The organism is Streptomyces sp. NPDC048636 (assembly GCF_040650655.1).
In the GTDB taxonomy this organism is placed as follows: domain Bacteria; phylum Actinomycetota; class Actinomycetes; order Streptomycetales; family Streptomycetaceae; genus Streptomyces.
Window position 1 is genome coordinate 37,099 of record NZ_JBEZHR010000021.1, and the last position, 22,114, is coordinate 59,212.

Annotated in this window: 22 protein-coding genes; 6 read left to right on the forward strand and 16 right to left on the reverse strand. The window is 69.8% G+C overall.

Annotated elements, in window-relative coordinates; translation table 11 throughout:
- Window positions 1-146: 146 nt before the first annotated feature.
- From AB0C66_RS33910 to AB0C66_RS33920, 3 genes are read right to left on the reverse strand one after another with little or no spacing between them, the layout of a single operon-like run.
- A complete protein-coding gene (locus AB0C66_RS33910; protein ID WP_362447680.1) occupies window positions 147-995 on the reverse strand; it encodes a helix-turn-helix transcriptional regulator in 849 nt (282 codons plus the stop codon).
- Between the two features lie 14 nt (window positions 996-1,009).
- Complete coding sequence (locus AB0C66_RS33915) at window positions 1,010-1,525, reverse strand: DUF6879 family protein (protein ID WP_362447683.1); 516 nt, start codon at window positions 1,523-1,525, stop codon at window positions 1,010-1,012.
- The gene (locus AB0C66_RS33920; protein ID WP_362447686.1) at window positions 1,497-1,751 is read right to left on the reverse strand and encodes a hypothetical protein; all 255 of its coding nucleotides are present in this window, start codon (window positions 1,749-1,751) and stop codon (window positions 1,497-1,499) included. Before AB0C66_RS33920 ends, AB0C66_RS33915 begins: the two co-directional genes overlap by 29 nt.
- A gap of 251 nt (window positions 1,752-2,002) precedes the next feature.
- On the opposite strand from AB0C66_RS33920, the gene AB0C66_RS33925 reads away from it, so the two are divergent.
- Entirely contained in the window at window positions 2,003-2,485 is a 483-nt protein-coding gene (locus tag AB0C66_RS33925; RefSeq protein WP_362447689.1) for a hypothetical protein, read from the forward strand.
- A gap of 75 nt (window positions 2,486-2,560) precedes the next feature.
- Window positions 2,561-3,229 carry a class I SAM-dependent methyltransferase gene (locus tag AB0C66_RS33930; protein ID WP_362447692.1) on the forward strand — a complete coding sequence of 223 codons (669 nt, stop codon included), beginning with the start codon at window positions 2,561-2,563 and terminating at the stop codon, window positions 3,227-3,229.
- Between the two features lie 416 nt (window positions 3,230-3,645).
- On the opposite strand, the gene AB0C66_RS33935 is transcribed toward AB0C66_RS33930, so the two are convergent.
- Window positions 3,646-4,752, reverse strand: coding sequence for an acyl-CoA dehydrogenase family protein (locus tag AB0C66_RS33935; protein ID WP_362447890.1), 1,107 nt, complete (start codon window positions 4,750-4,752; stop codon window positions 3,646-3,648).
- Window positions 4,753-4,971: 219 nt separating this feature from the next.
- On the opposite strand from AB0C66_RS33935, the gene AB0C66_RS33940 reads away from it, so the two are divergent.
- Window positions 4,972-6,312 carry a UDP-glucose/GDP-mannose dehydrogenase family protein gene (locus AB0C66_RS33940; protein ID WP_362447695.1) on the forward strand — a complete coding sequence of 447 codons (1,341 nt, stop codon included), beginning with the start codon at window positions 4,972-4,974 and terminating at the stop codon, window positions 6,310-6,312.
- A 72-nt stretch (window positions 6,313-6,384) separates the two neighbouring features.
- On the opposite strand, the gene AB0C66_RS33945 is transcribed toward AB0C66_RS33940, so the two are convergent.
- From AB0C66_RS33945 to AB0C66_RS33955, 3 genes are all read right to left on the reverse strand, one after another.
- Window positions 6,385-7,584: a dipeptidase gene (locus AB0C66_RS33945; protein ID WP_362447698.1), complete on the reverse strand. Its 1,200-nt coding sequence runs from the start codon at window positions 7,582-7,584 to the stop codon at window positions 6,385-6,387.
- A 174-nt stretch (window positions 7,585-7,758) separates the two neighbouring features.
- Window positions 7,759-8,283, reverse strand: coding sequence for a 5-(carboxyamino)imidazole ribonucleotide mutase (gene purE, locus AB0C66_RS33950; protein ID WP_362447700.1), 525 nt, complete (start codon window positions 8,281-8,283; stop codon window positions 7,759-7,761).
- Window positions 8,280-9,473: a 5-(carboxyamino)imidazole ribonucleotide synthase gene (locus tag AB0C66_RS33955; RefSeq protein ID WP_362447702.1), complete on the reverse strand. Its 1,194-nt coding sequence runs from the start codon at window positions 9,471-9,473 to the stop codon at window positions 8,280-8,282. Before AB0C66_RS33955 ends, purE begins: the two co-directional genes overlap by 4 nt.
- 107 nt (window positions 9,474-9,580) lie before the next feature.
- Here AB0C66_RS33955 and AB0C66_RS33960 point away from each other — a divergent pair, with 107 nt between their 5' ends.
- Window positions 9,581-10,108 carry a GtrA family protein gene (locus tag AB0C66_RS33960; protein ID WP_362447705.1) on the forward strand — a complete coding sequence of 176 codons (528 nt, stop codon included), beginning with the start codon at window positions 9,581-9,583 and terminating at the stop codon, window positions 10,106-10,108.
- A 17-nt stretch (window positions 10,109-10,125) separates the two neighbouring features.
- Here AB0C66_RS33960 and AB0C66_RS33965 read toward each other — a convergent pair whose 3' ends face one another.
- Complete coding sequence (locus AB0C66_RS33965; RefSeq protein ID WP_362447708.1) at window positions 10,126-11,376, reverse strand: ATP-binding protein; 1,251 nt, start codon at window positions 11,374-11,376, stop codon at window positions 10,126-10,128.
- A gap of 22 nt (window positions 11,377-11,398) precedes the next feature.
- On the reverse strand, window positions 11,399-12,079 hold the full coding sequence (locus AB0C66_RS33970; RefSeq protein WP_362447711.1) for a response regulator transcription factor: 681 nt from the start codon (window positions 12,077-12,079) through the stop codon (window positions 11,399-11,401).
- Window positions 12,080-12,347: 268 nt separating this feature from the next.
- Here AB0C66_RS33970 and AB0C66_RS33975 point away from each other — a divergent pair, with 268 nt between their 5' ends.
- On the forward strand, window positions 12,348-13,877 hold the full coding sequence (locus AB0C66_RS33975) for an oligopeptide:H+ symporter (protein WP_362447714.1): 1,530 nt from the start codon (window positions 12,348-12,350) through the stop codon (window positions 13,875-13,877).
- Between the two features lie 109 nt (window positions 13,878-13,986).
- Here AB0C66_RS33975 and AB0C66_RS33980 read toward each other — a convergent pair whose 3' ends face one another.
- The 6 genes from AB0C66_RS33980 to AB0C66_RS34005 form a co-directional block, all read right to left on the reverse strand.
- Complete coding sequence (locus AB0C66_RS33980) at window positions 13,987-15,399, reverse strand: hypothetical protein (RefSeq protein ID WP_362447893.1); 1,413 nt, start codon at window positions 15,397-15,399, stop codon at window positions 13,987-13,989.
- Between the two features lie 14 nt (window positions 15,400-15,413).
- The gene (locus AB0C66_RS33985; RefSeq protein WP_362447717.1) at window positions 15,414-16,493 is read right to left on the reverse strand and encodes a hypothetical protein; all 1,080 of its coding nucleotides are present in this window, start codon (window positions 16,491-16,493) and stop codon (window positions 15,414-15,416) included.
- A complete protein-coding gene (locus tag AB0C66_RS33990) occupies window positions 16,490-17,446 on the reverse strand; it encodes a hypothetical protein (protein WP_362447720.1) in 957 nt (318 codons plus the stop codon). Before AB0C66_RS33990 ends, AB0C66_RS33985 begins: the two co-directional genes overlap by 4 nt.
- Window positions 17,447-17,491: 45 nt before the next feature.
- On the reverse strand, window positions 17,492-18,253 hold the full coding sequence (locus tag AB0C66_RS33995; RefSeq protein ID WP_362447723.1) for an LPXTG cell wall anchor domain-containing protein: 762 nt from the start codon (window positions 18,251-18,253) through the stop codon (window positions 17,492-17,494).
- A 203-nt stretch (window positions 18,254-18,456) separates the two neighbouring features.
- Window positions 18,457-18,978: an ATP-binding protein gene (locus tag AB0C66_RS34000; RefSeq protein WP_362447726.1), complete on the reverse strand. Its 522-nt coding sequence runs from the start codon at window positions 18,976-18,978 to the stop codon at window positions 18,457-18,459.
- 183 nt (window positions 18,979-19,161) lie between these two features.
- A complete protein-coding gene (locus AB0C66_RS34005; protein ID WP_362447729.1) occupies window positions 19,162-19,530 on the reverse strand; it encodes an STAS domain-containing protein in 369 nt (122 codons plus the stop codon).
- A gap of 251 nt (window positions 19,531-19,781) precedes the next feature.
- On the opposite strand from AB0C66_RS34005, the gene AB0C66_RS34010 reads away from it, so the two are divergent.
- Window positions 19,782-20,723, forward strand: coding sequence for an RNA polymerase sigma factor SigF (locus tag AB0C66_RS34010; protein WP_362447732.1), 942 nt, complete (start codon window positions 19,782-19,784; stop codon window positions 20,721-20,723).
- Window positions 20,724-20,851: 128 nt separating this feature from the next.
- Here AB0C66_RS34010 and hutI read toward each other — a convergent pair whose 3' ends face one another.
- Window positions 20,852-22,048, reverse strand: a complete 1,197-nt coding sequence (gene hutI / locus AB0C66_RS34015) for an imidazolonepropionase (protein ID WP_362447735.1) — start codon at window positions 22,046-22,048, stop codon at window positions 20,852-20,854.
- Between the last annotated feature and the right edge of the window lie 66 nt (window positions 22,049-22,114).

Below are 22,114 nucleotides of genomic sequence, written 5' to 3' on the forward strand. Positions count from 1 at the left end.
CCTGACCCGCTCCCCGACCCGCCCGCCAACACCCTACCCGCCGGGGGGGGGGCCCCCCCCCCCCCCCCCCCCCCGCCTCCGTCGTATGCGCCGTACGCCTTACGGCAGGTTGCGTTCACCCGTACGTGAGGTGGCGCCGTCGCTGGTCAGCTCAGGGACGCCACCGCGTCCGCGATGAGGGAGCGGGCGGCTGCTCCCCGCACAGCCTGCTGCGAGTGACGTTCGAAGGCTCGGGCGTACAACTCGACCTGGCTGGGCTGCGTGAGCGTTGAGGCGGCGTCCAGGGTATCGGCGTGCACCCTCCGGTCGTCGAAGATCGTGAAGGTCGGCATGGGCCACACGGCCCGTTTCCCGGAGAACGGGACGATGCCCACAGCGACGTTCTGAAGGTCCAAGGCCCCCAGCAGGTGGCCGAGCTGCGCCGCCATGGTTTCGGCGCCGCACAGCCTGTATCGCAACACCGACTCCTCCAGCACGAAGGAGAACCGACGGCCCCCCTGACTCAGCACCTGGTTACGCCGTATCCGGGCTTCCACGGCCTCGCTCACGTCATCCGGGGTTCCTCGGAAATTCGCGATGGAGGACAGCAGCGCGGAGGCGTACCCCGCTGTCTGAAGGAACCCAGGGATCACGTCGGATACATAGACGCGGAAGGTCTTGGTTTGCTGGTACAGATCGCCGGTGCTCTCTTGGAGTCTCCGGAGACCGGTCCGCTGAAGCCGCTTCCACTCCACATGCGCTTCGGCGGACTGCCTGTTGGCCGCGATCAGGTCCGGGGCCTGGTCCTCAGCAGTGCAGGCCCGACACCACGCCCGGATATCGGCATCGGAGGGAGGCGTCTTGGCGTTCTCGATCCTGGACGACTTCGACTCGGACCAACCGCACCTGACAGCCAGCTCCCGCCCACTGATCCCCGCGTCCTTCCGGATCTCACGCAGTCGACCGGCCAGGACTTCGCGGGCCTTCTGGACGCGTGAGGAGGGGTGCGGAGGCATGGAGCTGGCTTTCGTCAGACCTTGTACTGGTGATGTGGGATCGCTCGCTCCCAGACCGCTTCGAAGGCAGCGGAGCACAACTTCACGGCCTCCGGGGCCGCCGTGATCTCATCCTCCACCACCGCGCCGTCACCTGAGAAGTGGTGCACCCGGAGCAGCGCGTCATCGAACAGCCAGAAGTCGTTTCCTGGCAGAGGAATGGTCGTGGCTTGTCGCCGGGGCAGCCAGCGGACTTGCTCCCCCGCCGTGACGTTGGCATGGGTGACGTAGTGCTCCCACCGGATGTACTCCGATACCGGCTCGGAGACCACCCGCGCCCTGCGGATCACCACACCTCTGGCCACGGTGTCAGCGATCAACTGGTCATAGGGGTGCCACCAGGACTCGCGATCCTCCCAGTTGATCCGCTCGCCACGCTTCCACGCCTCGAACCGGTCCGTGGCGGCGTACGAGTCGCGCAATTCCAGGTGGACGGCGGATCGCTGGGACTGGCCAAGCAGCTCAGCGAAGCTGGGCACGCTCGACGGCATCGCATGCCTCCCTGATCATCGGAATCATCCGGGCCGGAATCCTGACGATGGCCTCGCTGTCAGGCACCGGACCGTTCGCGGGGCTTGTCCCCTCGCACTCCGCCTGAGTCTCGGGGGTCGGCTTCCACCCCTGCAACAAGATCTCCTGTGCTTCCGCGTCCGCCCACACGGTGGGGCAGTGGTCCCGGTCGGTGTTGGGGTCGATCCCAACGAGCTCTACGGCCATGTCAGGCTCCCTGGTCTAGGTACTTGCTCGGGCTTGCATCAGCTTCTTTGAACTGGAGAGACAGCGTCAACACCGCTAGGCGTCATTCCAACTGATGTGCAAGCTCATGCAAGTTCATGGACCGACAACTTCCCTTCTCCGTAGCTTCCTTGGCACTGCCAGTTGACAGCCGGAGGCAAGCACGGCGATGACCGAGCGCAACTGGCCGATCCGCAGGCTCCATGCACCCCTTCTCCCTGGAGGTACGCACGATGAGCGCAGCCGTTCAGACCCGCACCCGTGACCCGCAGATCATCCTCAACTCACTGGCCCACCGAGTGCCCCACCTGATCACCGACACCGAGCCGACACTGTGGGACCGCGAAATCGCTCTGCTGCTGCGCGACAACGGCGTAATGACCCGTGACACCGCCGAACGGCTGCTGGGCCAAGCCGTCGCGTACACGATCACCGCCATGGAGCGGAAGGGCGTGCACATGGGCGTCGGCTACACGGTGGACGTAGCCGTGCACGCCCTGATCCTGGATACCCCGCTGTACTTCGCCCTGTGCGACGAGTACAACAGCGGCCAGTACAAGCACCATGCTCCGCTGATTCAGCGGCGCTGCGACGGCACCGTAACGCGGACGGCCGACATCCTGCGAGACAACGGATTCGCCGTGGACGATGAGTTGTGGGACATGGACGGGGCGGAGTGCTCACCGTGCGACAACAAGGTCCCTGACAGCCACTAATACCACTTGTACGGGTGCCCCCGTCTTTTCCCAGAGGCGGGGGCACCAACCCAACCGTGGAACCGAGGCCAACAGTTGCCCGCTCAGCACAACATCGACTCCGAACGCGAACTCTGGGACCAGTACGCCGACAGCAAGAGCGTGCAAGGCTCCGTCAACGACTCGCCCCCGGTCTTCTGCTGGACGCAATACCAGGGGCACGGACCGGGGCCGGAAGTGCTGGGGCAGCCAACGACCGCTCTTGAGATCGGGTGCGGTACCGGACGGGCCGCCGCGTTCCTTGCGGATCAAGGCGTGAAGGTCACGGGCATTGATCTCTCGCCCGTCATGGTGGACAACGTCACCCAACGGTGGGGCTCGCTCGGCGCGCGGTTCGTCTGCGCGGAAGCACTAGAGCATCTGCGTGAGAATCCGGAGTCGTACGAGGCGATCTATTCGATCTTTGGGGCCGCCTGGTTCGCCGACCCCGCGCGACTCCTCCCTCTCGTGGCGCAACGGCTCACCCCCGGCGGCGTCTTCGCGTTCTCACAGCCCCCCGCTATCCCGGGGGCCTACGGACCGCAAGGCATGTACAAGGGAGGGTTCGCGGGGAGGGCACTGTTCACCTACCGCTACAGCTACACCCCTAGGAAGTGGGAAAGCCTCCTCCTACGAGCCGGATTCGAGAAGGCGGAAGTGCAGGTTCTCGATGCCCCCGAGCCTGACCACATCGGGACGTTGATCGCTCGCGCTGTGGTGAGCTGAGCCCAAGCAAAGCAAGGACGCCCCGGCCATTCTGGCCGGGGCGTTTGGTTGGTTGGTTAGAGGAGCGCTCGGAAGGGATTGACGTCGAGTGGTTCCGGGCGCTTCGGTTCAGGCGCGGGCTCCGGGGCCTGCTCGGGCGGCGCGGGCGGGCGGCCATCACAACGATGCTGACGCCCGACGCGGACGACCCCACCGAAGGCCAGACAGAAGTCGCCTGACAGAGCCCACGCGAACGACCCCCGGCAGAGCGCCGGGGGTCGTTGCGTTTGTGCAGGTGAGAGCCGATTTCCTGCCCGGTGTCGCCCAGGATTTCCCCAGCATGACGCCCATGACCGGCCCGAGAGGACCCGAACGGGCCGGAAGCCATTCCCAGCCCGCGAGCCATCGCAGATGGTCGCTGACCTGCGAAAACCCAGTTACGGCAGGTTGCGCGCCATCACGATGCGCTGAACCTGGTTGGTGCCCTCGTAGATCTGCGTGATCTTGGCGTCGCGCATCATCCGCTCGACCGGGTAGTCACGGGTGTAGCCGTAGCCGCCGAGAAGCTGTACGGCGTCGGTGGTGACCTCCATGGCCACATCCGAGGCATAGCACTTGGCGGCGGCGCCGAAGAAGGTGAGATCGCCATCGACGCGCTCGGACTTGGCGGCCGCCGCGTAGGTGAGCTGGCGGGCGGCCTCCAGCTTCATGGCCATGTCGGCCAGCATGAACTGGATGCCCTGGAAGTCGGCGATGGCCTTGCCGAACTGCTTGCGCTCCTGGACATAGCCCTTGGCGTAGTCCAGCGCGCCCTGGGCGATGCCCAGCGCCTGGGCGGCGATGGTGACGCGGGTGTGGTCGAGGGTCTTCATCGCGGTGGCGAAGCCAGTGCCCTCGTCGCCGATCATGCGGTCGGCGGGGATCCGGACGTTGTCGAGGTAGACCTCGCGGGTCGGGGAACCCTTGATGCCGAGCTTCTTCTCCGGGGCGCCGAAGGAGACGCCCTCGTCGGACTTCTCCACCACGAAGGCGGAGATGCCCTTGGAGCGCTTCTCGGGGTCGGTGACGGCCATCACCGTGTAGTACTCGGAGACCCCGGCGTTGGTGATCCAGCGCTTCACGCCGTTGAGCACGTAGAAGTCGCCGTCACGTACGGCCTTGGTCTTCATGCCCGCCGCGTCCGAGCCCGCGTCCGGCTCGGAGAGGCAGTACGAGAACATCGCGTCGCCCTTGGCGAGCGGGCCCAGGTACTTCTTCTTCAGCTCCTCGGAGCCGGAGAGCACCACCGGCATCGAGCCCAGCTTGTTGACCGCGGGGATCAGCGAGGAGGAGGCACAGACCCGGGCGACCTCCTCGATGACGATCACGGTGGCCAGGGCGTCCGCGCCCGCGCCGCCGTAGGACTCGGGGACGTGCACCGCGTGCAGATCGTTGGCGACGAGCGCCTCCAGCGCCTCCTGCGGGAAGCGGCCCTCCTCGTCGACCTCGGTCGCGAACGGGGCTATTTTCGCCTCGGCGAGGGAGCGGACCGAATCGCGGAGCATGTCGTGCTCCTCGGCAGGCCGGTACAGGTCGAAGTCGTTCACCGAGGACGCCAAGATCTTCCACTCCCCTGAGTGTGCTAACTACCGTTAAGTAACTGAATTCTAGAGGCGCTGCCCCGACAGGTATACGTGAGTTTGCCGACAGGCTCCGCTCGGGCCCGGCCCCCGTCCCGACTATGCTCAGTCAGCGCATCTGCGACCGACCGCCCTGGAGCACTCATGCCCCTCAAGATCACAGTGATCGGCACCGGCTACCTCGGCGCCACACACGCCGCCGCCATGGCCGAGCTGGGCTTCGAGGTACTGGGTCTGGATATCGTCCCCGAGAAGATCGCGATGCTCTCGGCGGGCAAGGTGCCGATGTACGAGCCAGGTCTGGAGGAGCTGCTGCGGCGCCATGTCGCGGGGCACGAGGGCGCGACCGGACGGCTGCGCTTCACCAGCTCCTACGAGGAGGCCGGTGCGTTCGGTGACATCCACTTCATCTGTGTGAACACCCCGCAGAAGCACGGCGAGTACGCGTGTGACATGAGTTACGTCGACTCCTCCGTGGAGTCGCTCGCCCCGCATCTGCACCGCCCCGCGCTGGTCGTCGGCAAGTCCACCGTGCCGGTGGGCAGCGCGGACCGGCTGGCGGCCCGGCTGGCGGAGCTGGCCCCGGTGGGCGGGGACGCCGAGCTGGCCTGGAACCCGGAGTTCCTGCGGGAGGGGTTCGCCGTCCAGGACACCCTGCACCCGGACCGGATCGTGGTCGGCGTCACCAGCGAGCGGGCCGAGAAGCAGCTGCGCGAGGTGTACGCCACACCGATCGCCGAGGGCTCACCCTTCGTGGTCACCGACTACCCGACCGCCGAGCTGGTGAAGACCTCGGCGAACTCCTTCCTCGCCACCAAGATCTCCTTCATCAACGCCATGGCCGAGGTCTGCGAGGCCGCGGGCGGCGATGTGGTGAAGCTGGCCGAGGCCATCGGCCATGACGACCGGATCGGGAAGAAGTTCCTGCGCGCCGGGATCGGCTTCGGCGGCGGCTGTCTGCCCAAGGACATCCGGGCGTTCATGGCGCGCGCCGGTGAGCTGGGCGCGGACCAGGCGCTCACCTTCCTGCGCGAGGTGGACTCGATCAATATGCGGCGCCGCGGCCATATGGTCGAGCTGGCCCGCGAGGCCGTCGGCGGCAGCTTCCTGGGCAAGCGGGTGGCCGTGCTGGGCGCGACCTTCAAACCGGACTCGGACGACGTACGGGACTCCCCCGCGCTCAACGTCGCCGGGCAGATACAGCTCCAGGGCGCCCAGGTCACCGTCTTCGACCCCAAGGGCATGGACAACGCCCGCGCCCTCTTCCCGACCCTGGCCTACGCGGCGAGCGCGCAGGAGGCGGCCCAGGGCGCCCATGCGGTGCTGCACCTCACCGAGTGGCGGGAGTTCCGCGAACTGGACCCGGCCGGGCTCGGCGCGGTGGTCGCCGAGCGCCGTCTGCTGGACGGGCGGAACGCGCTGGACCCGGACCACTGGCGCGAGGCCGGCTGGATCTACCGGGCGCTGGGCCGCCCGCTGGCCTGACCCGCCGCTCCTGGTCCGACTCTTCGAACGTCGCCGCGGCGCCGCCGGGTTGGCCCCGGCGGCGCCGTACGGCTATCCGGCGGCGGCCCCGTCCAGCTGCTCGATGGTGGCCACCGACGGGCCCCGGGACTCCCGCAGCCGGTGCGCCACATCTTCCGCGGAGCGCACCGTACGGACCGCGTTCTCCCAGGTCAGCTTGGCGAGATCGGCCGCTGACCAGTGGCGGTCCAGCAGTTCGGCGATGAGGTTCGGATAGCCCGCGACATCGGCGAGATCGTCCGGGGTGAAGGCGGTGCCGTCGAAGTCGCCGCCGATGCCGATGTGGTCGATGCCCGCCACCTCGCGCATATGGTCCAGATGGCCGGCGACGGTGGCCGCGGTGGCGCGCGGGCGCGGGTTGGCCTCCTCGAAGGCGCGGTGTACCGCTATCCCGGCCTCCGACATCTCCAGCGGGTGCAGTCCGTGGGCGCGCATGTTCTCGTCCGCCGCCTCGGTCCAGGCGACCGCCTCCGGCAGGACGAACTTGGGCACGAAGGTGACCATCGCCACCCCGCCGTTGGCGGGCAGCAGCGCCAGTACGTCGTCGGGGATATTGCGCGGATGGTCGCAGACGGCGCGGGCGGAGGAGTGCGAGAAGACCACGGGGGCCTCGGTGACCCGGAGCGCGTCGCGCATCGTGTCGGCCGAGACATGGGAAAGGTCGACGAGCATGCCGAGCCGGTTCATCTCCCGGACGACCTCCTCGCCGAAGCGGGTGAGGCCGTGGGCGCGCGGCTCATCGGTCGCCGAGTCCGCCCAGGGGACGTTGTCGTTGTGGGTGAGCGTCATATAGCGCACCCCGAGGTCGTACAGGGCGCGCAGAGTGGCCAGCGAGCAGTTGATGCTGTGGCCGCCCTCGGCGCCCATCAGGGAGGCGATCCGGCCCTCGGCGCGGGCGGTCTCCATGTCATCGGCGGTCAGCGCCGGGCGCAGCTGGTCGGGGTGGGCGGCGGTGAACCGGCGGACCACATCGATCTGTTCGAGGGTGGCGCTGACGGCGGTGTCCCCGCTGAAGTCCGAGCGGACGTAGACCGACCAGAACTGGGCGCCGACGCCTCCCGCGCGCAGCCGCGGGAGGTCGGTGTGGGTGTGGGCGCTCAGATCGGCGGCGATATCGCGCCGGTCGAGGTCGTAGCGGACCTGCTCACGCAGGGCCCACGGGAGGTCGTTGTGGCCGTCGACCACGGGGTGGGTGGTCAGCAGTGCACGGGCTTGCGCGAGACGATCGGTCATCGTCACATCTTGCAATGTTGAATGACCGAAGTCACGCCCCATCAGCGCGCCCGCCGACCGGCTTCGGTACCCCGCTGAACGGCTTTTGATCAGCGCTTGATCAGTGCTGATCAGCGCGTGACCGGTCGCCGACGCGCGCGCCGGGCGGCCGGTGAGACGCCGCCGGGCCGGGGCCTACTTGGCGAAGCCGAAGGAGCCCGCTCCGTTCACCTTGGCCCGCAACCGCTTGCCCTTCTCGGTGGCCTGCTGGTTGAGCTCCTCCTGGAACTCGCGCATCCGGGCCTGGAGCTCGGCGTCATGGGCGGCCAGGATCCGGGTGGCCAGCAGTCCGGCGTTACGGGCGCCGCCGACCGAGACCGTGGCCACCGGCACCCCGGCCGGCATCTGCACGATCGAGAGCAGTGAGTCCATCCCGTCCAGATACTTCAGCGGTACGGGGACGCCGATCACCGGAAGCGGGGTGACCGAGGCGAGCATGCCCGGCAGATGGGCGGCGCCGCCCGCGCCCGCGATGATCGCCTTCAGTCCGCGGGGGGCCGCGTTCTCCCCGTAGGAGACCATCTCGTGCGGCATCCGGTGCGCGGAGACCACGTCCACCTCGTACGGGATCTCGAACTCGTCGAGGGCCTTGGCCGCCTCTTCCATGACGGGCCAGTCGGAGTCCGAACCCATGACGATGCCGATCGCAGGAGCGCTCATTCGGTGATGGTCCCTCTGAGGTAGTCGGCGGCGTGGCGGCCGCGCTCACGCACATCGGCCAGATCGTCGCCATAGGTGTTGACGTGGCCGACCTTGCGCCCGGGCTTCACGTCCTTGCCGTACATATGGATCTTCAGCCCAGGGTCGCGCGCCATGCAATGGAGATACGCCGCGTACATATCGGGGAAGTCACCACCGAGGACATTGGTCATCACGGTCCACTCCGCCCGTGGGCGCGGATCGCCGAGCGGCAGATCGAGTACGGCGCGGACATGGTTGGCGAACTGCGAGGTGACGGCGCCGTCCTGGGTCCAGTGGCCGGAGTTGTGCGGGCGCATCGCCAGCTCGTTGACCAGCAGCCGCCCGTCCCGGGTCTCGAAGAGCTCCACCGCCAGATGCCCGACGACGCCCAGCTCGGCGGCGATCCGCAGAGCCAGCTCCTGGGCCTGGGCGGACAGCTCGCCGGAGAGCCCGGGCGCGGGGGCGATCACCGTGTCGCACACCCCGTCGACCTGGATGGACTCCACCACCGGATAGGCCACGGCCTGGCCGTGCGGGGAGCGCACCACATTGGCCGCCAGCTCCCGGGCGAAGTCGACCATCTCCTCGGCGAGCACGGGCACCCCGGCGCGGAACGGATCGGCAGCCTGCTCCGCGTCCCGGACCACCCACACACCCTTGCCGTCATAGCCGCCGCGCACCGTCTTCAGGACGACGGGGAGGCCGTCGCCCTCCTCGGCGAACCGCACCACGTCCGTGGGATCCGTCACGATGCGGTGGCGCGGGCAGGGCACTCCCGCGGTGCGCAGCCGCTCCCGCATCACACCCTTGTCCTGGGCGTGGAGCAGGGCTTCCACCCCGGGACGGATGACCACACCGTCCGCCTCGAGGGCGCGCAGATGCTCCGCGGGGACATGCTCATGATCAAAAGTGACCACATCACAGCCTTGTGCGAACGCACGAAGGGTCGCGAGGTCACGGTAGTCACCGATGACCACATCGCCGACCACCTGCGCCGCGGAGTCCTGCGGGGTGTCACTGAGCAGCTTGAACCTGATACCGAGGGGGATGCCCGCCTCGTGGGTCATACGGGCGAGCTGGCCGCCGCCGACCATGCCGACTACCGGGAATGTCACCCTCCCAGAGTAACTTCCTCCGCCGACCGCCTCCGACCCACGTTGGAGGATCATCCAGAACCCCGGCTCCGGACGATGCCGGTGCCTTGCGGGCGCGCGGGCGGACGGCTGGTTAGCATGGGCCCGTTGTTGAACGCGACGGACGGGGCTGAACGATCACCATGAGTGAACGGCGCACACTCGGCGGGCTACGTGCCCAGGTGGGCCAACTCGCCCGCGAGATCGCGAAGTTCGGGGTGGTCGGCGGCGCCGGCGTCTTCGTCAACCTCGCCGTCTTCAACCTGGTCCGGGAGTTCACCGAGCTACCGGTGGTGCGGGCGTCCATCGTGGCCACGGTGGTCGCGACGGGCTTCAACTACCTGGGCTACCGCTACTTCACCTACCGGGACCGGGACAAGCAGGGGCGCACCAAGGAGCTCAGCCTCTTCCTGCTGTTCAGCGCGATCGGTCTGATCATCGAGAACGGTGTGCTCTACACGGCCACCTACGGCTTCGGCATGGACAGCCAGCTTCAGAGCAATATGTTCAAGTTCGTGGGCATCGGGGTGGCCACCCTCTTCCGCTTCTGGTCCTACCGGACCTGGGTGTTCCGGACGCTGCCCGCCCGGGACGCCGTGGAGTGCGCGGAGTCGTTTCTCTCCGAGACGCCGCCCGCCCAGGCCGCCCGTAAGCAGCCGGTCCGGAAGTAACCCGCCCGACGCGGGGGTCAGGAATCGCCCTGGCCCTCCGCCTCGCGGCTGAGGAAGAGCGCGAAGACCGGCGGATGCTGCTGGAGCAGCTCCAGCCGTCCGCCGTCGGCCTCCGCCAGATCGCGGGCGACCGCGAGCCCGAGCCCGGTGGAGTTCCGCCCGCTCACCGTCCGCTCGAAGACCCGGGCGCCGAGGTCGGGGGAGACCCCCGGCCCCTCGTCGGAGACCTCGACCACCGCCTGGTTGCCGGTGACCCGGGTGCGCAGCGCGACCGTGCCGTCGCCGTGCATCAGTGAGTTCTCGATCAGGGTGGCCAGTACCTGGGCGACCGCGCCGGGGGTGCCGACCGCCCGCAGCCCCTTCTTGCCCGAGCGCACGATGGCGCGCCCCTCGCTGCGGGAGGCCGGGCGCCACTCCTCGATCTGCTGCTTGACCACCTCGTCGAGGTCGAAGGCGACCGCCGAGCCGCTGCGCGGATCACGGGAGTTGGTCAGCAGCCGCTGCACCACATCGGTGAGCCGCTCGACCTGGCCCAGCGCGATGGTGGCCTCCTCCTTGACCGTCTCCGGCTCATCGGTGAGCGTGATCTCCTCCAGCCGCATCGACAGCGCGGTCAGCGGGGTGCGCAGCTGGTGCGAGGCGTCGGCGGCCAGCCGCCGCTCGGCGGTGAGCATCCGGGCGATCCGCTCGGCGCTGGAGTCCAGCACATCGGCGACCCGGTCCAGCTCCGGCACCCCGTAGCGGCGGTGGCGCGGCCGTGGATCGCCCGAGCCCAGCCGCTCGGCGGTCTCGGCGAGATCGGTGAGCGGTGCGGAGAGCCTGCGCGCCTGACGCACGGCGAGGAGGACGGCGGCGAGCACCGCGAGCAGCGCCACCGCCAGGATGATCAGCATGGTGCGGCCGATCTCCCGGCTCACCGTGGAACGGGACGACTCGACCCGCACCACCTCGCCCTGTTCGCCCTTCTCCTCGGCGGAGATGACACTGCCGCCGGGCCGCTCACCGATCTTCACCGTGGGGTGGCCGGGGATCCGGATCACGGCGTAGCGGCCGGGCTCGATCTGCTCGCGCAGCACCTTGGCGGTGACGCCCTCACCGCCGAGCAGCCTGCTGTCCACGATGCTGACCAGCCGTACCGCGTCGGAGCTCACGCTCTCCTGGGCGCTGTTCTCGATGGTCCGCGTCTCCACCAGGACCAGGGACAGCCCGAAGACCGCGATGACGACGAGGACCACGGCGAGCGTGGAGTTGATCAGGCGACGGCGCATGGTCCTACCGGCTCAGCCACCGTCAGCTCTTCTCGAACCGGAAACCGACACCCCGGACGGTGGCGATATAGCGGGGGTTGGCGGCGTCGTCCCCGAGCTTCTTGCGAAGCCAGGAGATATGCATGTCCAGGGTCTTGGTCGAGGACCACCAGGTGGTGTCCCACACCTCGCGCATCAGCTGGTCGCGGGTGACGACCCGGCCCGCGTCCCGGACCAGGACACGCAGCAGGTCGAACTCCTTCGCGGTGAGCTGGAGCTCCTCATCGCCCATCCAGGCCCGGTGCGACTCCACATCGATCCGCACCCCATGGGTGGACGGTGTCTGCGCATGGGCCTCGACCGCGCCGCGCCGCAGCAGCGCCCGGACCCGGGCGAGCAGTTCGGCGAGGCGGAAGGGCTTGGTCACATAGTCGTCGGCGCCCGCGTCCAGCCCGACCACCGTATCCACCTCGTCCGCGCGGGCGGTCAGCACCAGCACCGGGAAGCCATGGCCCTCGGTGCGCAGACGGCGGCAGACCTCGAGACCGTCCATGCCCGGCAGGCCGAGGTCGAGGACGATCAGGTCGACGCCCCCTTGCAGCCCGGCGTCGAGCGCGGTGGGTCCGTCCTCCCGCACCTCGACCTCGTACCCCTCACGGCGCAGGGCGCGAGCGAGCGGCTCCGAGATGGATGCGTCATCCTCGGCGAGCAGTACTCGGGTCATGGGGTGATGGTAGTCCGCCGAGGTCGGAGCACGGGGCGCGCACGGGACTACGGCCGGGGCTCACATGGTTGCACGCGCCTTCCGTGAGGTTTGTCTCACCGCACCCGGGACGCGGGAAGGGCGTGTGTAAGGTGAACGTACGTTTATAGCTCTTTCGGGGACCTTTGGCCGCCACCCGCCGCCGAGGGTCTCTGTCATGTCCGGAGCCGGACAAGGCGACCGAGCTGACCCCCCACGAGCGCCACCTGACCACACAAGGAATCCCCCCATGGCGTCCAGCCTCACGAAGGGCGCCACCGCGCAGGGAACCCCTGCCAGCGGTGGCAAGACCTTCTTCGGCCACCCCCGCGGTCTGGCCACCCTCTTCATGACCGAGATGTGGGAGCGCTTCAGCTACTACGGCATGAGAGCCCTGCTCGTCGTCTACCTGATCTCCGGCGGCCCGGACGCCAAGAAGGGTGCTCAGGGCGGCGGCCTCGGGATGACCGAGGTCAACGCGGTGGCCATCTACTCGGTCTACCTGGCCCTGGTCTATCTGCTGGCCATGCCCGGCGGCTGGTTCGCGGACCGGGTCTGGGGCCCGCGGCGGACGGTGGCCATCGGCGCCGGTGTGGTCGTGGCGGGCCACCTGACGCTGGCCGTGCCCGGCGAGGGCGGCTTCTTCGCCGGTCTCGCCCTGGTGGCCCTGGGCTCGGGGCTGTTGAAGGCCAATATCTCCACGATGGTCGGCCAGCTCTACGACGGTCCCCAGGACCCGCGCCGGGACGGCGGGTTCACCCTCTTCTACATCGGCATCAACGTGGGCGCCTTCGCCGCTCCGCTGGTGATCGGCACCGTCGGCCAGAGCTACAACTGGCATCTGGGCTTCGCGCTCGCCGCGCTCGGTATGGCGCTGGGCCTGGTGCAGTTCCTGATCGGCACCCGCCACCTCAGCCCGGAGAGCAGTGTCGTCCCGACGCCGCTGGCGGCCGAGGAGCGCCGGGCCTGGCTGCGCAAGGGGCTGATCTGGCTGACCGTGGCCGTGGTCTTCTACGGCGCGGTGGTCCTCAGCGGCCACTGGACGCTGAACTGGGCGCTGGTCCCGATCACCATCCTGGGCCTGATCATCCCCACCGGGGTGCTGATCCGGATCAAGCGCGACCAGGAGCTCTCGGCGGTCGAGCAGACCAAGGTGAGCGGCTACATCTGGTTCTTCGTGGCCGCGGCCGTGTTCTGGATGATCTACGACCAGGGCGGCTCCACGATGTCCGCCTTCGCCGAGACCAAGACCGCCGACAACATCTTCGGCGTGCACTTCCCGTCCTCGTGGTTCCAGTCGGTGAACCCGCTGTTGGTGATGGCCATCGCCCCGGTCTTCGCCTGGCTGTGGCTGTGGCTGGCCCGGCGCGACCGGGAGCCCAACACCACGGTGAAGTTCTCGATGGCCCTGGTCCTCGTCGGTGCCTCCTTCTTCGTCTTCGTGGTGCCGATGGGGATGGCCTCGGACGGTGACACGGTCAGCCCGATGTGGCTGGTGTCGATCTACATGATCCAGACCATGGGTGAGCTGTGCCTGTCGCCGGTCGGCCTCTCGGTGACCACCAAGATGGCTCCGGCGAAGTACGCGAGCCAGATGATGGGTGTCTGGTTCCTCGCCGTCACGGCGGGCGACTGCGTCACGGGTCTGCTGTCCATCGCGGGCGTCGACCTGAGCGGTACGGGCATCATCGCGCTGGAGGCGACCCTCGCGGCGCTGGCCGGGTTCGCGGTCTATATGTACCGCAGGAAGATAGTGGCCCTCATGGCCGATGTGCACTGAGCTGAGCTGAGCAGCGCTGACGTGCGCCGGCGCCGTTCGCGGCCGCACGGTGTGAGGGGCCCGGCGCGGGATGACCGCGCCGGGCCCCTCAGCCGTTCCCGGGATCCGGTCAGCCGGTGCCGGTGCCGGTGCCGCGCAGCTTGCGCCACGGGGTGAGGGTGAAGACCGCGCCGCCGAGCAGGACGCAGGTACCGGCGATCAGGCCGAGTGCCTTCAGCCCGCCGTGGTCACCGGCGCCGGTCTCGGCCAGCCCGCCCGCGCCGCTGCCGGACGAACCGCCGCCGGACGTACCGCCCGAGCTGCCCCCGGAGGTGGAGCCGGACGAACCGCCGCCGCTGCCACCGGAGGTGCCGCCGGGCTGGGCCGTGGTGTCCAGCTCCAGCGAGGCGCCCGGGTCCTTGGCCGGGGTGCAGGTGGTGGTCGTACCGAGCGCCTTGACCGTCAGCACACCGGGGGTGAGCGTCGCCTTGCCGCTCGCACCCGGCTTGTAGGTGCCGGTGAGGTCCGGGATCTCGATCGGCTCACCGGACTTGATGGGTCCCTTGTTGGTCGGGCCCTCCACCGCGACCGTGCCCTTGTCGGCGCCGCCGACCGCCACGGCCATCGAGGGCTTGACGGAGTCGGCGGGGATATCGGCCGGGCTGTCCATCACGGACTTGCCGAACTTCACGGTGAGGTCGAAGTTCCCGCCCTTCTTGGTGGCGTTGATCTGGACCGGGGAGGTCGCCTCCTTGTCACCGATCGGGGTCTTGCAGCGGTAGTCGACGCTCACCTCCTTGCCGGTCTGGGTGTCGCCCCCGCCGCCACCGCCGCCGGTCGTCGAACCGCCGGTGGTGGAGCCGCCCGTGGTCGTCCCGCCGGTCGTGGAACCGCCGGTCGTCGTGCCACCCGTGGTCGAACCGCCGGTCGTCGTACCACCGGTGGTGGTGCCACCCGTGGTCGTACCACCGGTGGTCGTACCGCCGGTCGTGGTCCCGCCCGTGGTGGAGCCGCCGCCGTCCGTCACCTTGATGGTGGCGGCGGCCTTGACCGTCTCCTTGGCCGAGCACTTGGTGTCCGTGGAGATCGGTTTGCTGACGTTGATGTTGTACGCGCCGGGGGTCAGCGTCACCTCCCCCGCCTTCGTCAGCTTCAGCTTGGCCTTCATCTCGGACAGCTTCATCGGGCTGTCCTTGGGGATCGGCGGATTCTCCCGCGCCCCCTCCATGGCCAGGTCGCCGGTCTGCGCCCCGCCCACCGTGAGGGTGCCGGTGGGCTTCACGGTGTCCTTCTCGAGGTCGAGGATGGGCGGGTTCTTGGAAGCGGCCTGCACCGTCTTCCACACCACCTCGACCTCGTCGCCGACTTTGGCCGTGGCCGGGGCCTGGACATCCACCGTCGTGGTGCCCTGCACCGGCGGCATACCGGAGATCGGCGGTGGCAGGCACTCGGTCTTGTACGAGACCTCGGCGCCTTGTGCGGTACTCGCGCCGAACAGCACGCCCGCACCGCCGAGCACCAGCGCGGCGGCGGCCGCGCCCACTCTTCGTTGCGTACTCACGTCGATCCTTTCGGGGTAGGTCGATCGTTCTCGGACGGTGCGGAAGGGTGGTGCGTCTGCGACCCCGGCAGCGTGTCCGGGGTGAACCAGGGCAGGGCCGGGGCGTCATGGGAGCGGCCGCCACGGTCGGGACCGGCGGCGGGGCGGGTACGGCCGGTACGGGAGCGGCGGGTACGGGCGTGGGCGGGCGACGCCGCCGTACGCGGCCGCGCCTTGTCCACGACGGCCATGCCGATCCGGAAGACCCCCACCGGAATCACCACGCACAGCAGGATCCAGAAGAGCGTGACGCCCCAGGGCCGCCCCACCGACCACGGCTGTTCGACCAGCAACTTGCGGCCGTACTCGAGCGAGACGACGTAGTCGCCGTGGGCCGCGGCCGACAGTTCGACCTCCAGCTCGACCCGGGCCTTCTTCCCCGGTGCGATGGTCCCCCGCCACTGCCGCTCCTCCCACGAGGGAGCGAAGACACCGCGCGAGGCGCCCACCCGGAAGACCGGGTCGCGGGCCGGGGTCGCGCCGAGGTTGGCGACCGTGACCACCAGCTTGCGGCGCGGGGGCGCGCCGAACCAGGTGAGCGGCCCGCTCGAACCGTCGAGCCGCGCCGAGAGCACACTGAGCCGCTCACCGCCGATGCGCTCCCCGGGCAGCGGTTTCACCGGATGTCCGGCGACGCGGAACGTGACGTCCGCGGAGGCGGCCGCGCCGGTGACGGTCGCGGCATGGACGACGCAGGGGCAGGGCTCGGGCGGATCGGCGACCGGCAGCTTTCGGCGGAAGGTGCCATCCGCTCCGGTGGTGACCGCTCTGCCGTCGGAATTGGCACAGGAGTTGGTGCCACCGATCATCTTCTGTCCACAGATGAGCAGGGTGAGCAGCGCCTTCGGCCGCCAGCCGCGGCCGGTCACGGTGATCGAGCCGCCGGTGCCCGCCTCGCGCGGGGAGACCACGACGGTCGGCCCGTCGGAGGCCGCGGCGGCACGGCCGGGGAACGGTACGGCGAGGGCGCCCAGGAGCAGCGCGAGGAGGGCGAGGACCACGGGGGCGGCCGACGGGTGGGGGTGGTGTCGTCTCATCCGTCCGCCCCCGCCCCCGCGACGACGGCCTCCGGTACGGCCCTCTCCGGTACGGCCGCTTCGGCCACCGCGGCCGCGCGGCGCCGCCGCCGCCGCACCAGCCACGCGCCCGCGCCGGTGCCCGCGCCCAGCGCCCCGATCGCGGCCGGAACGAGCAGCCATGGCGGTACGGCGGTGTAGGTGGTGGACGCCGCGGAGTGGGCTCCCCCGGCCGCGGTGACCGTGAGCTCCACCGCCACCCGGTCGACGGCGGGCGGATCGGGCCACTTCTCGGTGAGCCGCATCCGGCGGCCGGGGGCCAGTTCGACCGGCAGGGTGCGGGCGTCGCGGCGCAGCACGGCGCCGAAGAGCCCTTCGGCGCGTACCGCGAGCCGCGGGGTGAGCGTGGTGGTGCCGCGGTTGACGAGGGCGTAGCGGATGGCCGCCCCGTCGCCGTGCCGCTCGACGCGCACGTCCTCGACGGAGAGCGCGGCCATGGTGGGCCCGTTGACCCGCAGATGCGCCCGGACCGCGATCTCGCGCCCGCCGCCGGAGACCCGGACCGCGCCGGAGCGCTCAGCGGGTGGCGCGTCGGCCGGGACGGTGACGGTGAGCGGGACGTCGGCGCGGGTGCGGGGCGGCACCTTCACGGTGTGCTCGGCGAGCGAGATCCGCAGACCGCCGGTGCCGCGCAGCCGTACGGTGCGGGGCCGGGTGCCCTCGTTGGTGACGGCGAGCGTGTCATGGAGCACGCTGCCGGGGCCGCCCTCCAGATAGAAGTACGCCCGGTCGCCCGCGCCCGGCGCGCTTCCGCCGCCGGGCGCGGGCGCCGCCGACCAGCTGGCTCCCGCGGGTGCGGCGGGGGCCGCGGTGGCCGCCGCCGCGGGGAAGACCGCGAGGGCCAGCGCGGGTGCGGTCAGCAGCGCGGCGGCGCGGGTGCGGACGTGGACGACGGTGTGGGTACGAGACGGCATCGGCGGCTCCTCGGTTGCTCGTCCTCGTGCGGCCCGGCCGGAGCGCTAGCCCGTCTGACCGCGGCGCCGGGTGAGCCAGAGGGCTCCGGCCACTCCGCTGAGGAGCACGGTGCCGCCGAGGGTGCCGAGGGCGATGGCGGAGTCGGCCGGTCCGGTCTGCGGCAGCTGGGAGCCGCCGGTCCCGCCCGTACCGCCCGTACCGCCGCCGCCCCCGCTTCCGCCCGGGGAACCGCCCGACGATCCACCGGAGGAACCGTTTCCGCCGCCTGATCCGGAGCCGCCCGCGCCCTTGACGTCCAGCGTCAGCGAGGGCTTCGGATTGTTGCCGGGGGTACAGGTGGTGGTCGTCCCCAGGGCCTTGATGGTGAGGGTGGAGGCGGTGAAGGTGACCTTGCCGCTCTTCCTCGGCGTATAGGTGCCCGTCAGATTGCTGATCTTGATCGGGGTGTTGGCGGGGATCGCCTTGTCGTTGGCGGGACCCGAGACCGACACCGTCCCGGTCTCCGCACCGCCCATTTTGATGAGCGCGCTGGGGTGCATGGCGCCCTTGCCGAGCTCCACCGGGCTGGAGGAGACGCCCTTCTCGAAGGACATGGTGAGCCTGTAGCCGCCGCCGCTCCGCACGCTCTTGATGTCGATGGGCGAGACGGCGCTCTTGTCGCCGATCGGCGTCTTGCACTTGTAGTCGACATCGACGGTGGCGGCGTGGGCGGACGGGGCGCCGAGGAAGACCGCGGAACCGGCCACGGCCGCGGCGAGCGTGAGGGCGCCGCCACGTCCGGCCGCACGGCGTTGGGTGTGGGACACCACGAGATCCCCTCTCGTCGAGCGCCGCGGTCAAAGACCTGACGGCACATCAGATCGGGCGCCGACAGTACGCCGGGGACCTTGGAGAGGGAAGACAAAGAACACGCCGGATCGGCGCGAAGAGGGTGAGGACCGGGCGCGGCGGATCAGCCGGACCCGACGGCGCTGAGCGCGCGCGGGAACGCGGGCCGGGGCCGTGCTCTTCAGGCGGGCGCGGCGAGCTCGGCCCAGACCGTCTTACCGGAGCCCTCCACGTTCCGCACGACGCCCCAGTCGAGGCACAGCCGCTGCACGATGAACATGCCGTGGCCGCCGGGGCGGCCGGCGCGGTGCGGGGTGCGCGGCGCGGGCGTACCGGTGCCGAGGTCGACCACTTCGAGGCGGAGCACCTTGGCGTTGGAGCTGACGCGCAGCTCCTCCGGGCCCTCGGCGTGCAGACAGGCGTTGGTGACCAGCTCGGAGACGACGAGCAGCACATCTTCCGCGGCCGCCCGCTGGTCGGCGGTGGCGGCCGGCAGCCAGCCCCAGTCGCGCAGCGCCTCGCGGGTGAAGTCACGGGCACGGGGGACGGCTCCGCTGGCTCCGATCAGATGGAGCCTGCGGACCTGACGGGCCCGCCCGGCAGGTGGAGTGACCGGTGGAGGGCCCGGTGGAGTGGCCGAAGCGGCGGGGCCGTCCGAGTCCGGGCCGCGGTCGCCCGGCGGGTACGGCCGGGTGGTGCTCATCAGCGCTTCACCTCACCGATTCGCCGATTCAGGGAGAAGGGTTACCTGATCTCTTCAACAGTTTCAGCCTGTCTCCTGCCCGGCCAAAGCGTGAGAACACCCACTTCTTCGACATCGCTGATGTGACGCGGGCAACGCCTCGACGGCCCCCTCGGAACACACCGGGAACAGGAGTGACGCAGATCACTCAACAAGCGCCGCGTCGAGCGAGTCATGCAGCGTGAAGACGGCTTCCGCCCCGGTGATCTCGAATACGCGGGCAACGATGGGCTGCATCCCGGCCAGGTGGACTCCACCGCCCTCGGCCTCGGCCTTGAGGCGGGCACCCAGGAGGACGTTCAGCCCGGTCGAGTCGCAGAACTCCAGCTTGGAGCAGTCCACGACAAGCCGTGCGCGCCCTCCCTCCACACACCTCTCCAGCGGCTCGCGGAGCACATCGGCGGTGTGGTGATCCAACTCACCCGCCGGTGTGACGACCGCACTCGCCCCGTGGTGCCGAACCTCGACCTGGAGCCGGCCCTTGCTGGCGCTGCCGACCATCCCGCGGTCCATGTGCGCACCTCTTCTGGCGTCTCGTTGCTTTCGATTGCGCGCATCGAACCCTACGCCTTCTACCCGGTCCTCCGGTAGCCGAACATTTCGCATACTTCGGCAAATATGGACAACGTGGACTTGCCACGCGATGGCCAATACGGGTAGGCGTAGTAGTGACCCGCTCGAACACGACCGGCTTTGGAGGCGCCGCTCCCCGAGCAGCACGTTATGGCACCGGCAGCCATATGCCGAGAACGACGGAGGAGACTATGTCACCCCAGCTCGACGAATCGCGTACCGACCCTTCTTGGAGTACCGGCGTCTCGTCGACCACCGTGCCCCAGCAGTTCACCCCCGAGACGGACGTCCAGGCCCTTGCCGGAACCTCGTTCGATGAACTGCCGGAATTGTCCGATCTGCCGGAAATACCCCCGTACGAAACCGTTGGCCCGGTAGACGCGAGGGCTCTCTCCAAGACCCTCTTCGAACGCCTCGAGGTGCTGGACGAAGGCACCCACGAGTACGCGTACGTCCGCAACACGCTTGTCGAGCTGAACCTGGCGCTGGTCAAGTTCGCCGCCTCGCGCTTCCGCTCCCGCAGCGAGCCGATGGAGGACATCGTCCAGGTCGGCACCATCGGGCTGATCAAGGCGATCGACCGCTTCGAGCTCGGCCGCGGTGTCGAGTTCCCCACTTTCGCGATGCCCACCATCGTCGGCGAGATCAAGCGCTTCTTCCGGGACACCAGTTGGTCCGTACGCGTGCCGAGGCGGCTCCAGGAGCTGCGGCTCGACCTGGCCAAGGCCGGTGACGAACTGGCGCAGCGGCTCGACCGCGCCCCCACCGTCGACGAACTGGCCGAGCGGCTGGACATCAGCACCTCCGAGGTCGTCGAGGGGATGGCCGCGAGCAACGCGTACACCGCCAGTTCGCTGGACGCCCAGCCCGAAGAGGACGACACCGAGGGCACCCTGGCCGACCGGATCGGCTACGAGGACCACGGTCTCGAGGGCATCGAGTACGTGGAATCGCTGAAGCCGCTGATCGCCGAGCTGCACCCGCGCGACCGGAAGATCCTTTCGCTGCGCTTCGTGGCGAACATGACGCAATCGGAGATCGGTGAGGAGCTGGGCATCTCTCAGATGCACGTCTCCCGGCTGCTGTCGCGCACCCTCCGTCGGCTCCGCAAGGGACTGATGATCGAGGACTGAACGCCGCCGCAGACGGATAAGGGCCCGCCCCCGCTCAAGGCCAGGACGGGTCCTTATTCGCGTCCGCGTCCGCCGTTCGACGTCCGCCCGGCGGACGCTGTGGACACGGAAGCTGTGGACGCGGAGGCTCAGACGAGGGTGCCGCCGCGCCAGACGGCCGACACCAGCGGCACCCCGGGCCGGTAGGCGAGGTGGACATGGGACGGGGCGTCCAGCAGCGCCAGATCGGCGCGGGCACCCGGTGCGATCCGGCCCACGTCGGTACGGCGCAGCGCGCGCGCCCCGCCCTCGGTGGCCGCCCAGACCGCCTCGTCCGGTGTCATCCCCATCTCGCGCACGGCCAGCGCGACGCAGAACGGCATCGAACTGGTGAAGGACGAGCCCGGGTTGCAGTCCGGCGAGAGCGCCACCGTGACACCCGCGTCCAGCAGCCGGCGCGCGTCCGGGTACGGCGAGCGGGTGGAGAACTCGCAGCCCGGCAGCAGGGTGGCCACGGTGTCGCTCTGCGCCAGCGCGTCGACGTCCTCGTCCGTCAGATAGGTGCAGTGGTCCGCGGAGGCGGCACCCAGCTCGACCGCGAGCCGCACCCCGGGGCCGTAACCGAGCTGGTTGGCGTGCACCCTGGGGATCAGCCCGCTCCGCCGTCCGGCCGTGAGCACCGCGCGCGCCTGATCGCCGTCGAAGGCGCCCTTCTCACAGAAGACGTCCACCCAGCGGGCGTACGGGGCGCACATGTCGAGCATCGGGCCGGTCACCAGGTCCACATAGGCGGCCGGGTCGTCGGCGAACTCCGGAGCGACGATATGCGCCCCCAGGAAGGTCACCTCATCGGTGTGGACGGCCGCGATGGAGAGCGCGCGCGCCTCGTCCTCGGAGGTCAGCCCGTAGCCGGACTTGATCTCCAGCGTGGTGGTGCCCTGGCGCAGGGCCTCCAGCACATGACGGGCGACATTGGCGTTGAGCTCGTTGTTGGAGGCGGCCCGGGTCGCGGCCACGGTGGTGCGGATGCCGCCCGCGCTGTAGGGCCGCCCGGACATCCGGGCGTTGAACTCCTCGGTCCGGTCGCCCGCGAAGACCACATGGGAGTGGGAGTCCACAAACCCGGGGAGGGCGGCCCGTCCGGCCGCGTCGACCCGGTTGTCGGTGGCGGGCACCCCGCCGGTCTCACCGACCCAGGCGATCCGGTCGCCCTCGATGACCACGGCCGCGTCCCGGATCAGACCGAGGGGGCCTTCGCCGAGCGAGGGGTCGTTGGTGACGAGGCTGCCGATATGGGTGATGGCGGTCGTCGCGGGGGTGGCGGCCGTATCCGTCGCGGTGGTCATCGTGGGGGTGTCTCCTTCATGAGCCGCCGGAGCGGCCCGTTGTCGCTCAGCCGTGCGGGGCTGTTG